This is a genomic window from Leucobacter sp. UT-8R-CII-1-4 (assembly GCF_030010235.1).
Lineage (GTDB): Bacteria > Actinomycetota > Actinomycetes > Actinomycetales > Microbacteriaceae > Leucobacter.
In genome coordinates this window covers 174,171-188,911 of sequence record NZ_JASCRS010000001.1, presented here as the reverse complement: position 1 = coordinate 188,911, position 14,741 = coordinate 174,171, and the positions used below count along the sequence as shown (strand labels likewise).

Annotated in this window: 9 protein-coding genes; 6 read left to right on the top strand and 3 right to left on the bottom strand. The window is 59.1% G+C overall.

Annotated elements, in window-relative coordinates:
* Nucleotides 1-62: 62 nt before the first annotated feature.
* From QBL02_RS00885 to QBL02_RS00860, 6 genes are all read left to right on the top strand, one after another.
* The gene (locus tag QBL02_RS00885) at nt 63-1,481 is read left to right on the top strand and encodes a serine hydrolase domain-containing protein (protein WP_282724463.1); all 1,419 of its coding nucleotides are present in this window, start codon (nt 63-65) and stop codon (nt 1,479-1,481) included.
* 2 nt (nt 1,482-1,483) lie between these two features.
* Entirely contained in the window at nt 1,484-2,959 is a 1,476-nt protein-coding gene (locus QBL02_RS00880; protein ID WP_282724462.1) for an amidohydrolase family protein, read from the top strand.
* A 215-nt stretch (nt 2,960-3,174) separates the two neighbouring features.
* Complete coding sequence (locus QBL02_RS00875; RefSeq protein ID WP_282724461.1) at nt 3,175-4,293, top strand: M20 family metallopeptidase; 1,119 nt, start codon at nt 3,175-3,177, stop codon at nt 4,291-4,293.
* 11 nt (nt 4,294-4,304) lie between these two features.
* Nucleotides 4,305-5,102, top strand: a complete 798-nt coding sequence (locus QBL02_RS00870; RefSeq protein ID WP_282724460.1) for a GNAT family N-acetyltransferase — start codon at nt 4,305-4,307, stop codon at nt 5,100-5,102.
* Between the two features lie 2 nt (nt 5,103-5,104).
* Nucleotides 5,105-6,205 carry an o-succinylbenzoate synthase gene (menC, locus tag QBL02_RS00865; protein ID WP_282724459.1) on the top strand — a complete coding sequence of 367 codons (1,101 nt, stop codon included), beginning with the start codon at nt 5,105-5,107 and terminating at the stop codon, nt 6,203-6,205.
* A gap of 16 nt (nt 6,206-6,221) precedes the next feature.
* The gene (locus QBL02_RS00860) at nt 6,222-7,883 is read left to right on the top strand and encodes a helix-turn-helix domain-containing protein (RefSeq protein WP_282724458.1); all 1,662 of its coding nucleotides are present in this window, start codon (nt 6,222-6,224) and stop codon (nt 7,881-7,883) included.
* A 96-nt stretch (nt 7,884-7,979) separates the two neighbouring features.
* Here QBL02_RS00860 and QBL02_RS00855 read toward each other — a convergent pair whose 3' ends face one another.
* From QBL02_RS00855 to hrpA, 3 genes are all read right to left on the bottom strand, one after another.
* Nucleotides 7,980-9,335 carry an NAD-dependent succinate-semialdehyde dehydrogenase gene (locus tag QBL02_RS00855; RefSeq protein WP_282724457.1) on the bottom strand — a complete coding sequence of 452 codons (1,356 nt, stop codon included), beginning with the start codon at nt 9,333-9,335 and terminating at the stop codon, nt 7,980-7,982.
* 193 nt (nt 9,336-9,528) lie between these two features.
* Nucleotides 9,529-10,740, bottom strand: a complete 1,212-nt coding sequence (locus tag QBL02_RS00850; protein WP_282724456.1) for an MFS transporter — start codon at nt 10,738-10,740, stop codon at nt 9,529-9,531.
* 76 nt (nt 10,741-10,816) lie between these two features.
* Nucleotides 10,817-14,701: an ATP-dependent RNA helicase HrpA gene (hrpA, locus tag QBL02_RS00845; protein ID WP_282724455.1), complete on the bottom strand. Its 3,885-nt coding sequence runs from the start codon at nt 14,699-14,701 to the stop codon at nt 10,817-10,819.
* Nucleotides 14,702-14,741 lie beyond the last annotated feature (40 nt).

Here is a 14,741-nt window from a genome sequence, read left to right as displayed (position 1 = left end):
CGCACACCGCGGTGGGGCCCTCTTTTCATCCAGATTTTCAATGTAGAAACGGAGTTCGCCCAATGTCCAAGACCTATAGCCCACTGCAGTTCGACGCAGCACGTTGGCAGCCAATCCTCGCTGACATCGCTCGCCGCCACCACGTTCCCGGCATTGTTGCTGGCGTGCTCTCCTACGACAAGACCACCGGCCTCTCGCAGCGCTTCGCAGCGAGCACCGGTGTAACGAGTCTGAGTACAGGCGTCGAGAACACTCCTGACACGCTCTGCCAGATCGGTTCGATCTCGAAGGTCGTTACCGGCACCATGATTATGCAGCTGCGTGAAGAGGGCAAGCTTGATCTGGACACCCCGGTCACCGACATTCTTCCTGACTTGAAGCTCGCTGATGTTGACCCCTCAACGATCACCATTCATCATTTGCTCACGCACACCTCGGGTATTGACGGTGACGTGTTCACCGATACTGGCCGAGGTGACAACGCGGTCGAGATCTACGTTGATCAGCTGGCCGAGGTGCACTCGCTCTTCGCCCCAGGTGAGGGCTGGTCGTACAGCAACTCGGGTTGGGTGCTGCTTGGCCGCGTGATTGAGGTGCTTGACGGCTGCACCTGGGATGAAGCGCTGCAGAATCGCATTTCGAAGCGTCTCGGCTTGCAGAAGTTCCTGACTTTGCCTGAGCACGTGATGATGCATCGCAACCAGCAGGGGCATGTGCGTGCTCCGAAAGACACCCAGTGGCGACTGGCGCCGGTCAGTACGCTGCCGCGTTCGGTTGGCCCCGCAGGAATCATCACCAGTAGCGTTGACGACCTGTTGAGCTTCGCTGGATCATTCCTTGCCGGTGGCAAGGGGAGCGACGGCCAGCCGCTTCTGAGCGAAGAGTCAGTGAAGATGATGACCGATACTCAGGTCAAACTGGCGCCGGGTGCTGCCGTTATGGTGCCACGCTGGGGCCTTGGCTGGATGCTGAACGATTGGGAAGGTCATCCTGTGTTTGCACACGGTGGCACCACCATCGGCAACAAGGCTTGGCTTGAGGTGCTGCCAGAAGACGGCATCGCACTTGTGGTGTTCTGCAACGGTGGTGTGGCTGAGTTGGCTGGTCCAGAGGTGCTTGCCGCATTCTCAAGCGAATTTTTGGGTATTACGGCAAAAGCGCCGGATCGCCCAATCGCTGCCAAAACTGAAGCAAAGATCGCCCCGTCGCTGCTCGGTACCTACGCAGACTTCTCGTCTTCGATTGAGGTTCACCTGAGTGAAGACGGTCAGCTGCAGGGAAAGGTTGAGCGCAAGGGCGTTGGCTCGGGAGACGAGAGCGCAATTATTGAGTTCTTCCCAAGCGAGACAGCAAACCAGTACCTCGGCCGACTCGACACCCTTGCGGGATGGAGTCACTTCACCTTCGACGAGGTTGACGGCGAGCAGTGCCTCTACGCGGACATTCGTTGCCTGCGTAAGGTCGAGGCAGAGAAAGCCTAATAATGAGCACAGTGCTCTTGCGTGGTGGCCGGGTGATTGACCCGGCCACCGGCGCCGACCAGATCGCTGATGTATTGATTCGCGACGGCAAAATTGCTGCAATCGGCAAGGACCTTGTTGCCGAGGGTGCAGACGTTGTTGACGTTGCGGGAAAAATCGTTGGCCCGGGTTTCATCGACTTGCACAGCCATGTGAATTCGATCGCCGGTCAGCGGCTCCAAGCCATGGATGGCGTGACCACCGCGCTCGAACTTGAAGCGGGTTTGTTGCCGGTCGAACTTGCCTACCAGAATGCGGCGAACGAGGGGCGGCCAATTAACTTTGGTTTCTCGGCGTCGTGGGGCATGGCTCGAGCCGCAGTGCTTTCGGGGTGGGAACCCAAAGCGGATTTTGCTGCAGGACTCTCGGTGCTTGGCGATCCAGCGTGGCAGAAAGACTCTTCGTCGACGCAGTTGAACGATTGGCTCGGCCTGCTTGAGCGCGAAATTAGTGACGGCGCCCTTGGGATCGGGATTTTGCAAGGGTACGCGCCGCGCACTGACCCTCGCGAGTATCGGGCAGTGAACAAACTTGCTGCAACGATGGGTGTACCAACGTTCACGCATGTGCGCGAGATCGTTGAGTCTGATCCGAGCACACCGATTGATGGCACCGAAGAGGCTGCTCAGGTCGCGATGGAGTTTGGTGGACAGGTGCACCACTGTCACGTGAATAGCACTTCGCGTAGGCACATTGATCGCACGCTCGGTGTGATTGATCGGGCTCGTGCTGGCGGGGCGACGATGACAGTCGAGACCTACCCATATGGTGCGGGGAGCACGGGCATCGGTGCGGCATTTTTAGCCCCAGAACGTTTGCCGGCGTGGGATCTGAAACCATCAAATCTGGTAATCGTGAGCACAGGGGAGCGGATTCGCGACGAAGCGCACCTGCGTCATGTGCGTGAGACTGATCCGGGAGCAACCTGCATTGTCGAGTACCTCGACGACTCGAGTGAACGGGACCGCGAATTGCTTGCCCGTTCGCTTGCCTACCCGGACAGTATCGTCGCTTCAGACGCGATGCCGGTGACCTGGCCCAACGGCAGCATTGAGACAAGGGAGTGGCCTTTGCCTCCCGGCGGTATGACGCACCCGAGAACGGCTGGCACCTTTGCGCGTTCGATTCGCATGATGGTTCGCGAGTACGGTGTCTGGGATTGGGTCGAAGTGTATCGTCGCTGCAGCTACCTGCCGGCGCGGGTGATGGATTCAACCACACCAGCATTCGAAGCGAAGGGTCACCTGGGTATCGGCGCCGACGCAGATATTACGGTGATCGATCCAACGCGCGTGACCGATCAAGCGAACTACGTTGATGGCACGAAACCGTCTATCGGATTTGACGAGGTGCTGGTTGCCGGTCAATTTGTGGTTCGCGGTGGCGACATTGTGATTGACGCCTACCCGGGTAAGGGTCTGCGCGGGCATCTGCGCTAGTGCGGTAGCGGTGCCGGGCGAGAGTCTGCTGATGTTTGCCCGGTGCCGCATCTGCACAGGTAGACCAAAAGATCAGATGAATTCGATTGTTCTGCGCACCAAAGCGCAACCGGTGAATGTGTTGTAGCGAACGAGACGACACACGGCGCAGTAGCGAATAGTTGAAGTTGCGAGAGTGAAGATGCTCTCGCGAAAACGAAAGGGACCTCAAGATCATGGCCAAGTCAATTCAACTTGATGGCATCTTGCAGACCATCAAGGAACTGGTCGAGTGCGAGTCGCCATCTGCCGACCTCGCCGCTGTCGCACGCTCCGCAGATCTTGTTGCCGAGCTGGGCGAAAACCTGCTCGGTGTGGCCCCAGAACGTATCGTTGTGAACGGGGTGAACCATCTCAAATGGCAGTTCGGCGCTGAACGCAAAGTTGTGGTTCTTGCGCATCACGACACCGTTTGGCCAACTGGAACTCTTGAGCGCCTGCCCTACGCGATTCAAGACGGCGTGATGACGGGCCCCGGCTGCTTCGACATGAAAACCGGCCTCGCGATGGCGATGCACGCAATCGCATCGCTCGAGAACCGTGACGGCGTGACCCTGCTCGTCACGGGAGACGAAGAAGTTGGATCGCCAAACTCCCGCGCACTCATCGAAGAAACGGCAGCGGGAGCACGCGCCGCTCTCGTCCTTGAAGCCTCAGCCGACGGCGGCGCAATCAAGGTGGAGCGCAAGGGAGTGTCGCTCTACGACGTCACTCTCACCGGTGTCTCGGCCCACGCCGGGCTCGAACCTGAAAAGGGCGTGAACACCTCGATCGAGCTGGCGCACCAGGTGCTCGCAATCACCGCAATCGCAAACGCAGAGCTTGGCACCACCGTGACCCCAACGAAAGCGCACTCCGGCGTAACCAGTAACACTGTGCCGGCAGAGGCACAACTGCGGGTAGATGTTCGCGCGCGCACCGCCGCTGAACAGCAGCGCGTAGATGCTGCTATGCGGGCGCTCACTCCCGTGCTGCCCGGCGCTGGTATCAGCATTGCCGGCGGCCCAAACCGTCCACCGCTCGAGCGCGCTGGATCAACCGAACTTTTTGCTCTTGCGACATCAGTTGTCGCAAAACTTGGGCTCGATCCCATCGAGGGTGTCGCTGTCGGCGGCGCAAGCGATGGCAACTACACGGCTGGCATCGGCGTGCCTACCCTTGACGGCCTCGGTGCCGTTGGCGGGGGTGCGCACGCAGAAAGCGAGCACGTCATTGTTGCCGAGATCGAACCCCGAACCCAGTTGTTGAAGCAGCTTATTGTCGAGCTCGCTGAACACCCAGAAGTAGCTGCATGATGGGAGCTCACATGACCGAAGACGCAATGCTGCAACAAGCGATTATTGATGCAGAACGCGCCGCTGAACTATCTTCAGCGACGATTCGCGAGATGCAGGGGAGCGCCGAAGAGGTGCAGGTGCTTGACCTGCTCAACCGAATCTGGGGTCGTGGCCAAGACAACTCCGTGCTTCCAAAAGACTTTCTGCGAGTCCTTGGAAAAACTGGCAACTACATCAGCGGCGCGTTTGTGAACGGTGAACTGGTCGGCGCATCGCTCGGCCTGCACTCAAGCCCTGAACGATTGACATTGCACAGCCACATCTCGGGCGTGCAGCCACAGTTGATCGGCAACTCAATCGGCTATGCGCTGAAACTGCACCAGCGAGCGTGGGCACTTGGCCGCGGCATCGAGCGCATCGAGTGGACCTTTGATCCGCTGATCTCTCGAAACGCGAACTTCAACATTCAAAAGCTTGGTGCTGTGCCAGTTGAATACCTCGAAAACTTTTATGGGCCAATGTCCGATGCGATTAACGCCGGAGATTCAAGCGATCGACTGCTTGTTCGCTGGCACCTGCGCGACCCAGCCGTGGCTGCACTGCTCGCCGAAGGCACCCGACTTGCAATGATCGACGGCAGCGGTGTGGTCGCAGTGCCAGACGACATCGAGACGCTTCGAATCGCAGACCCTGAAAAAGCCCGCGAGTGGCGTCAGCAGGTTCGCCAAGAACTCGGCGCCCGTCTGGCAGGCGGGGAGCGAATCGTAGGCTTCACCCGCGGCGCCGGATACATCTTGGATCAAACTTCAGAAAAGGGAGAGAAATAACCATGAAGATTGAAGGCTTCGAGCTGCGCCGCATCGCGCTGCCGATTGTCACCCCGTTCCGAACCTCGTTTGGCACGCAGACTTCGCGTGACATTCTGCTGGTGAAAGCCATCACCGATGGCGCTGAGGGTTGGGGCGAGTGCGTATCACTGCCGCAGCCGGTCTACTCACCCGAGTACACCGAGGGCGCAGTCGACATGCTCAAGCGCTACTTCATTCCGGGTGTTGCGGGTGTGAAGACTGCGACTGATGTGGCACCGGCGCTGCATAAGTACAAGGGTCATCCAATGGCGAAGGCCGTAATCGAGACCGCGATCCTCGACGCAGAGCTGCGCACCGAGGGCCGTTCGTTCGCGCGTGAGCTCGGGTCGGTGAACGAGCGCGTGCCGTGCGGTGTCTCGGTTGGCATCATGGATTCGATCCCTGAGCTACTCGACGCTGTTGGCGGATACATTGATGAGGGCTACGTTCGCATCAAGCTCAAGATCGAACCGGGCTGGGACATCGAGGCAGTGCGCGCGGTACGCGAACGTTTCGGTGATGAGGTGCTGCTGCAGGTTGACGCGAACACTGCTTACACACTGCGTGACGCACGCCACCTCGCAAAGCTTGATGACTTCGACCTGCTGCTGATCGAGCAGCCACTTGAAGAAGAAGACATCGTCGGCCACGCTGACCTCGCCAAAATGCTGAAGACTCCAATCTGCCTTGACGAGTCAGTGACTTCGGCTCAGACTGCGGCAGCCGCGATTCGCCTCGGCGCAACCAGCGTCATCAACATCAAGCCAGGCCGCGTTGGTGGATACCTCGAAGCCCGCCGTATTCACGACCTCGCAGCAGCAGCTGGTATTCCAGTGTGGTGCGGTGGCATGCTCGAAACCGGCCTCGGTCGCGCCGCAAACATTGCGCTCGCGTCGCTGCCAGGTTTCACCCTGCCGGGTGACGTATCGGCAAGCGATCGTTTCTACAAGACCGACATCACCGAGCCTTGGGTGATGGAAGACGGACACCTGACCGTGCCTACCGGCCCCGGTCTCGGCGTCGCACCGATTCCTGAACTGCTTGAAGAGTTCACGACCTCGGTCGAGTGGGTCACGCTGTAGCGATATGCTTCCATTCATGAGTGCTGCCCAAGAGCCAAGGTTTACCAGATTCAGCCTTGGCAGGGTACTTGATGACCTTGGCATGACGCTGCTTGAGATTACTCACGGCCGTGTCGGTGACACTCAGAATATTGGCGGTGTCATGATCTATGACGCCGTTGACGAGCCCATCTACCCCGAGCACGCAATTGTGCTCGGGGTAGGGGTGCACGATAGCGAAGCGCTGCTCGCCATGATTGATCGGCTTGCGCGTGAGACGCCAGCAGCGATCGTGGTGCGATCGCCCATCGAGCTAGACGACGAAGCGCGCCTCGCACTCGATGCAAACAACATTGTGTTGCTGGGCCTGGCACGTGGTGCCACCTGGACTCAGCTTGCCGCTCTGCTCCGTGTGTTGCTGGCTGAAGATGACTTTGGTGAGGCGCGCGTCGATTCAATCGGCGGCATTCCGTCCGGCGATCTTTTCGCCGTCGCCAATGCCATTTCTTCGCTGCTTATTGCCCCGGTGACGATCGAGGATCGCTCCTCGCGAGTGCTCGCGTTCTCAGAAGGGCAGGAAGCAGCCGACCCGGGTCGAGCCGAAACGATTATTGGCCGCAGGGTGCCAGCGAGATACTTGCAGACCCTGACAGAACGTGGCGTGTTTCGAGACCTATATCGGAGCGTTGATCCGGTTCTGGTTGAAGAAATCGATCTTGGCGATGAATCGACGACTCAGCGAGTCGCCATTGGTGTTCGCGCTGGCGACGAAGTGCTTGGCTCAATTTGGGCCGCGATGGACGGCCCGCTCACGAGGGAACGCACCGAGACTCTCAAAGACGCCGCGAAACTGGTTGCTCTGCACTTGCTGCGGGTGCGGGCTGGCGCCGACGTGCAGCGCAGACTGCGCACCGAGCTGGTGAGCACCGCACTCGAGGGTGGCACCGGAGCGCGCGAAGCTTTGGCACGTCTCAACCTTGCTGGTCAGGCGGTGTGTGTCGTGGCGGCGGTGGTGACTGCTGATCCGGAGCGTGGCGCTGAACTCGACGAGCAGGGCCTTACCGCTGAGCGGGAGCGATTCGCTGACGCTTTTGCGGTGCATCTATCTGCTCTGCGTCCCGGATCCGCTGTTGCGCTACTCGGCGATACCGTGTTCGGTATTCTGCCCTCGCCCAATGACCTGCACGGTGATCGCGCTGTGCAAACCATGGAAGACTTTCTCGACCGCATCGGCGGCCGCACCACTGCTTCGATTGCGGTGGGTCCGATTGCCGAAGACCTCACGAGTCTCGCGAAGTCACGCGAGACAGTGCGACGAGTTTTGAGTGCGTTGCCGGCTCGTATGCTCGATGCGGCAGCCGCTGCGAACGCTCCGCGGGTCGCGCGCCTCTCAGACGTGCATGCCCAGGTGCTTACGCTCGAATTGAAAGAGCTGATGACGGTTCGCGGTGACGAGATTAGCGGCCCGATCGCGGTGCTGCGTGCCCATGATTTGAAGCACAAGGGTCACCTCGTTGAAACACTTCGTGCTTGGTTTGATCACTTCGGTGATGTTGGCCAGGCGGCAAGCGCGCTGTATGTTCACCCGAATACCTTCCGCTACCGCTTGCGCAGAGCAACCGAAATCGGCGGGATTCGTCTTGGCGATGCCGATGAACGGTTCTCGGCAATGCTGCAATTGCGTTTGCTTGGTGACTAGCGTTCATTCGGCTGGGGGAGCACCCCGCGCAAGATGACGCTCAAACGCAAGAGGGTCCCTGGCGATGCCAGGGACCCTCTTGCGTTGCTGCGAGAATTAGCCAGCGAAGCGGAAGAGCTTCTTGTTCGCGAACTCCAGCATGCCGCCCTTGCCGAGCTCACGGCCGTAGCCCGACTTCTTTACGCCACCGAATGGTACGTCTGCACCTTCGAGGCCAGCGCCGCCGATGAAGACCATGCCAACATCGAGCTGGTTGCCAACGCGCTCTGCACGCTCAAGGTCATCGCAGATCACTACCGAGCCGAGGCCGTATGGTGAGCTGTTTGCGAGGTCGATTGCTTCCTCGTCGCTCGATACCTTGTAGAGCTGGGCAACTGGGCCGAAGAGCTCCTGGCTGTACACGGCCATTTCTGGGGTGATGCCACCGAGCACGGTTGGGGTGTAGAAGTTGCCGTCGGGGGTGTTGTTACCCACGAGCACCTCTGCGCCCTGATCGATTGCGCTCTGCACCTGTGCGGTGAGGCCCTCGGTTGCCTTTGCCGAAGACATTGGGCCGTAGTTGCCCGCCTCAAGCGACTGCGCAGCAATTGCTGCCTCGAACTTGGCCTTGAACTCGTCGTAGATGTTGTCCATTACAACGATTCGCTTCGAGCCGTTGCATGCCTGGCCGGTGTTCTCCATGCGGCCGCCGACGGCGTGCTCAACTGCGTGATCAAGATCTGCGGTGTCGAGCACCAGGAAGACATCGCTGCCGCCGAGCTCGAGTACGCACTTCTTGAGGTGGCGACCGGCCTGCTCGGCAACGATAGCGCCAGCGCGCTCCGAACCGGTCAGCGAGATGCCCTGTACGCGGTCATCAGCGATGATCGTCGAGATCTGGTCGTGGGTTGCGAATACGTTGACGTATGCGCCCTTCGGGAAGCCTGCGTCGAGGAAGATCTGCTCGAGTGCGAGTGCCGATTCTGGGCACTGCTCGGCGTGCTTGAGCACGACGGTGTTACCAAGAATCAGGTTTGGCACTGCGAAGCGTGCAACCTGGTAGTAAGGGTAGTTCCACGGCATGATGCCGAGGATCACGCCGATTCCCTGGAAACGGAAGAAGGTCTTCAGGCCGTCTTCGACCTCAAGCTCCTCGTCGGCGAGCCACTTTTCAGCGTTCTTTGCGAAGGCTGCGGTGATTGCGCCTGAGAACTCTGCTTCACCAATGGCCTGGTCGAGGGGCTTGCCCATCTCACGGTTGATGATTGCGCCGAGTTCTTCCTGACGCTCTTCGAAGAGTTCAGCTGCGCGCATTGCCAGAGCTGCACGCTCAGCAACGGTAGTCTTGCGCGCCCAGTCGGTGTATGCCTGCTGAGTCGCGGCGAGTGCAGCTTCGATGTCAGCTGCGGTCGCATCCGGGTATTCCTTGATGGTTTCACCGGTTGCCGGGTTGATGACGGCGTACTTGCCCATAAGTAGATCACTCCTCTTTAGGTGAACTTCGTTGTTGGGGTGCAAGAGTCAGTCTGACACATTGAACCCGAACACTCCATTATTTCGGAAAAGTCGCACCTGTTGCTCAGGCGCGGATGATTTCGTTAATAAAAGTGGTGGTTTGCTACGAAATCCGTAGCGATTGCGCCTCGAAATAAGGCTCTTGTGGGGCCTATCCCTTGTGCGGCAGCTGGATTGGTGCGGTGTCCGGAATCGGGCTCGCGTCTTTTCCGCGTAGATCTGGCATCCAGCGAACACTGATTCCGGCCGAGATGATTGTTGCGACCAAAAACAGTACCGAAACTAGAATGCCACCGAAGCCACCTGAGGCGTCAATTGCGACACCCGCAATCGCCGAGCCGAGGGCAACTCCGACGAGTTGTCCGGTGCCTACCCAGCCATAGGCTTCTGCGGTTTCAGAGAAACGCACGGTGGAACTCACCACGGTAAAGAGTGCGGCGAACATCGGTGCGACGCCAAAACCAGCGAAGAACAGCATGATGCCGAGCCAGAAGGGGTTCAGGCTGACGAGGCAAATTGCGGTGCCAACCATCACGATTGTTGCTCGCAGCACCATCGACCACGGCGAGACATCGCGGTGGCCAAACAGCAGGCCGCCAATAATTGAGCCAATCGAGAACACCGCCAAGATAAAGCCTGACTCGATGCCGCCATGACCGAATGCACCCACTACGCCGGCCTCAAGGGAGGCGAACGATGCGACGAAAAAGAAGCCAATAATGCTTGATGCGAGCACGGTAGGGCGAGCGAGGATCGCTCCGAAGCGCTGCCTCGCTGGTGGGATCTGCACGGTGCCAAGCTGCGGGCTTGAAATGAACCAGATGCCGCCACCGATCAAGAAGGCTGCCGCGATCAGCAGACCCCACACGGTGCTCACCTGGGTTGAGATGAAGACAGCGGCCACAGGGCCAATGATCCAGATGATCTCTTGAGCCGAAGCATCAAGCGAGAACAGTGCGGAAATCTGATTGCCTGGAACCAGCTTCGGGTAGATCGTGCGAACCGCTGGGGTGACTGGCGGGGTGCTTAGGCCAATCACAAATGCGAGCGCAGTGACGACCGCGATCGGGAACACCGTAACCGCGACGAGAATTAGCAGAGCTGCGCAAATAGCGCTCGTGATGATCAGCACTCGTCGGGTGCCAAAGGTGCCCATCATTCGACTCGTCATTGGACCGGCGATTGCCTGACCGACGCTCTGCGCAGCGAGCACAACGCCAGCGGCGGTGTAATTGCCGTAGAGCGCTTGGATATGCAGCAGCATCGTGATCGACAGCATGCCCCACGGGAAGCGAGCTGTCAGCTGCGAAAGGAGGATGCGGAAGACTCCCGGCGTACGCGCCAAATCACGATAAATACCCACCACAGGAGTCTAGTGTCCGGCGGGTGACTAAAAATGCCAAAGTTGCTGATTTAGCAGGTCAATTTTTGTAGAAAAACTACGCTCCGCTGATCACTTTCTGCACCCGCTGCAGTGATACAGGTTCTGCGGTGCGCAATTGCTGTGCAAAGAGACTCACCCGCAATTCCTCGATAAGCCAGCGCGCCCGCTGCAGGTGCTCTGACGCGTCGGGGGCAAGTGGAATCTCACCGCCGGCATCGCGGAACAGCTCAAGCGCGCGATCAATGTCGTTTTGCCAGGCGCGATCGCGACCGGGGTTCTCGCCAAGACCCTTCATTCGAAGCTGGATCGCCTGCAAATAAACGACCACTCGTTCGAGGCGATCTAGACCCGTGTGCGAGACAAATCCGCCACCACCGTTGGTGCCGTAAACGAGACCGTTCAGTTGCGTTTTGGCGTCGCTCACTTGCGGCAGCACGTGCAAGCTTTTCGCGGCCTCAATCGACTTGTTCGCGAGTCTTGCCTCGTTTAGTACCCGAGCAGTGAGCGCGATTCCACCGTAGATGTCATCAATCAGTGCCCTGGCATAGTCGTTGGCGATGGCCTCAAAATCGGCGGCGTACCAGACCAGGCCATTTGCCGCGGTCTGGCGAATGGCGCGATCCGCGACAGCCAGTGAGACATCGGCAATCGCGTCGTCAAGCGAGCGATAGGGGCCCGCGCTCAGCAGCAGTTTTTCTTGGTTCGAGAGATGCTCGCGCACATAGCTGGCGGGGCTTGGCGAACTCAGCACCAGCAAACGCCTGATGCCGCGCCTGGTGAGTCTTGCCTGTTCTGCTTCATCAGCCACTAGGCGCAATTCAACCGAGGTGCGCCGGTCGACAAGTGCGGGGTAAGCCCGAACCGTGCCGGTGCCGCTTCTGCCGCCTGCATATGCAGTATCGACATACTTCGGCAGATCGCCGAAGCTCCAAGCGGTGAGGCCAGTCTGTTCGAGGTCACTCTTTGGGAGAGCCGCCTGAGCAACCCGGGCGACACCCTTGGTTGCTTGATCACGGTGGGTGTGCTGCAACTCGCGAAGGTTTTTGCCGCTGCCAATTGTGCGTCCGCGCGAGTCAATGACGCGGAACGTTGGCGTGAGGTGCGCGGGAAGCTTCTCAGTGTCAAAGTCGGCCGCCGTGACTTGCATGCTTGTTCGCCTACGAATTTCGTCTGCCAGCAACTCGGTCAGCGAGCCTGCACCGGCTTCAAGCTTTGGTTCGGTTGCGGCCAGCAGGGTGCGTGCCCAATCCGCGGCGGGCACTACGTGTTTCCGAATTGCTTTTGGCAGAGAGCGAATCAGCGCGGTTATCAGTTCTTCGCGAAGTCCAGGCACGAGCTTTTCGAATTCTGCACCCTGCACCCGGGGGAGCAGTGGCAGCGGTACCGCAACCGTTACGCCGTCGTCGTCTGCACCCGGTTCGAATCGGTATCGCAGTTTCAAGGTCTGATCGCCGTGGCGCCATTCGCGGGGAAACTCTGTTTCGTTTGCGGCCTTCGGATCCTCGTCTTGTAGCAAATCTTCGCGACGCATTGTGAGCAGTTTGGGCTGCTTGCGCTGAGCTTGCTTCCACCAGCCTTCGAAATCTCGGGTGCTGGTCACATCTGCCGGAATTTTTGCGTCGTAGAACTCAAACACGGCGTCGTCATCGCCGACGAGATCGCGGCGTCGGGTGCGCTCTTCGAGCTGCTGCAATTCTCGACGCAATTGCCGGTTTGCCCGGTCGAAAGCCTGGGGCGAATCCCAATCGCCTTCGACGAGCGCGTGCCGAATGAACAGTTCGCGGGCCTGTTCGCGATCAAATCGAGACAGTTGTACGCGTCGTCGCGCGACAATCGGGACGCCATACAGTGTGACCCGCTCGTAAGCGACTGCCGCTCCCTGCTTCTTCTCCCAGTGTGGTTCGCTCAATTGGCGTTTGGCGAGTGGCCCGGCGAGGTCTTCTGCCCACGCTGGATCAACCGAAGCATTGCCGCGCGCAAACAATCGGCTTGTTTCGACGAGCTCGACGCTCATCACAACTTCCGGTGGTCGTTTTGAGAGCACTGATCCGGGGTGCAGTGCGAAACGGGTGCCGCGTGCGCCGAGATATTCCTGCGCTGGCTTGCGCTTGGGCGTGCCACCTGCGGTGCCGCGGCCACCGGGGGCTCTGCGATCTTGCAGTTCATCTCTCACGCCAAGGTGTGAGAGCAGGCCAGCGAGCACAGACTTATGAATCGCGTCCGCGTTGCCGCCCTCGCTGGCTTTCTCTGAGCCCCTGTTGATGCCTGCTGTTCGCGAGACCTGGCGGTACAGATCCATCCACTCGCGTACGCGCAAGAAGTTCAAAAACTCAGCTTTGCAGAGTCGTCTGAACGCGCTTGAGGAGAGCTCTCGCTGCTGTTTCTGCAGGTAGTTCCAGAGGTTCAAGAGCGTCATGAGGTCGCCGAGTGGATCGGCAAAACGTGCGTGCAGCTCATCTGCTTTGCCGCGCTGCTCGTTTGGTCGCTCGCGTACGTCTTGCACTGTGAGGCCCGCCACGATGGCAACGACCTGGGCAGTGACCTCGTGCTCGCGTGAGGCGATCACCATACGCGCAAATCGAGGTTCGATTGGAAGCCGCGACAGTTCCCGACCAATCTTGGTGATGCGCGGTGGCGACTGCTTGGTGCGTACCGCGCCGAGCTCTTCGAGCAGGGCCAGACCATCGCGAATATCTCGTTTGTCTGGGGGAGTGAGGAATGGGAACTCGGAGATTTCACCGAGGCCAAGCGAGAGCATCTGCAAAATAACGCTGGCGAGTCCGGTGCGCAGAATCTCGGGTTCGGTGAACTCGGGCCGACTGGTGAAGTCTTCTTCGCTGTACAGCCTGATCGCGATACCGGGGCTGGTGCGACCGGAACGACCGGAGCGCTGATTCGCGCTTGCCTGCGAGATGGCTTCGATTGGCAATCGCTGCACTTTGCTGCGTGAACTGTATCGAGAGATACGCGCGGTGCCCGCGTCGACAACGTAACGAATGCCAGGCACCGTGAGGCTCGTCTCGGCGACGTTCGTGGCAAGCACAATACGTCTTGCACCGCTGCTGTTCCGCTCAAACACTCGATGCTGTTCAGCCGCACTCAAGCGGCCGTAGAGGGGCAAAATCTCGGTCTGCTTGTTCGAACCTCGAAACCTGCCGTTGAGCGCATCGGCGGCATCGCGAATCTCGGCTTCGCCACTCAGAAATACCAGCACATCGCCCGGAGCTTCTTTGCTCAGTTCGCCGCAGGCATCGCCGATCGCATCAAAAAGGTCACGCTCGGTTTTGCGTACTTTGAGTTGCTTGGTTTTCGGATCCTCGATTGCAGTTTCTTCAACGAGCGGTCGGTAACGAAGCTCGACTGGATACGTCCGCCCTGAGACCTCGATCACCGGGGCAGCTTCGCCCTTCGCGTTTGCAAAGTGTTTCGCGAACGACGCAGGATCGATGGTTGCCGAGGTGATGATGACTTTGAGGTCGGGGCGACGAGGCAGCAGGGTCTTGAGGTAGCCAAGCAGAAAGTCAATGTTTAGCGAGCGCTCGTGGGCCTCATCAATGATGATCGTGTCGTATTGCTTGAGATCGCGATCACGATGAATGGCGTTCAGCAAGATACCGTCGGTCATGAGTCGAATCTTGGTATCTGCACCAACTTTGTCGGTGAATCGCACCTGATAGCCGACCACACCACCTAGCTCGCTGCCGAGTTCATCGGCGATTCGTTCAGCGATGGTGCGTGCGGCGATTCGGCGCGGTTGCGTGTGGGCGATCCGCTCTCTGCCAAGAGCAAGTGCGATTTTTGGCAGCTGGGTTGTTTTGCCCGAACCGGTCTCGCCGGCAACAATCACCACTTGGTGGTCGCGAATTGCAGCCTCAATCTCACCTCGCATTTGCGAAACGGGGAGGTCTTTTGGAAAGTCAATTCGTGGCGTGGCCTGCATAACCCTTCCATTATGGGGCTACACTAAAGCGAATATATTG

Bases quoted from the DNA above. Each gene is read 5' to 3' on its own strand.
- QBL02_RS00885 (WP_282724463.1), top strand. From the start codon at position 63: ATGTCCAAGACCTATAGCCCACTGCAGTTCGACGCAGCACGTTGGCAG.
- QBL02_RS00880 (WP_282724462.1), top strand. From the start codon at position 1,484: ATGAGCACAGTGCTCTTGCGTGGTGGCCGGGTGATTGACCCGGCCACC.
- QBL02_RS00875 (WP_282724461.1), top strand. From the start codon at position 3,175: ATGGCCAAGTCAATTCAACTTGATGGCATCTTGCAGACCATCAAGGAA.
- QBL02_RS00870 (WP_282724460.1), top strand. From the start codon at position 4,305: ATGACCGAAGACGCAATGCTGCAACAAGCGATTATTGATGCAGAACGC.
- menC (WP_282724459.1), top strand. From the start codon at position 5,105: ATGAAGATTGAAGGCTTCGAGCTGCGCCGCATCGCGCTGCCGATTGTC.
- QBL02_RS00860 (WP_282724458.1), top strand. From the start codon at position 6,222: ATGAGTGCTGCCCAAGAGCCAAGGTTTACCAGATTCAGCCTTGGCAGG.
- QBL02_RS00855 (WP_282724457.1), bottom strand. From the start codon at position 9,335: ATGGGCAAGTACGCCGTCATCAACCCGGCAACCGGTGAAACCATCAAG.
- hrpA (WP_282724455.1), bottom strand. From the start codon at position 14,701: ATGCAGGCCACGCCACGAATTGACTTTCCAAAAGACCTCCCCGTTTCG.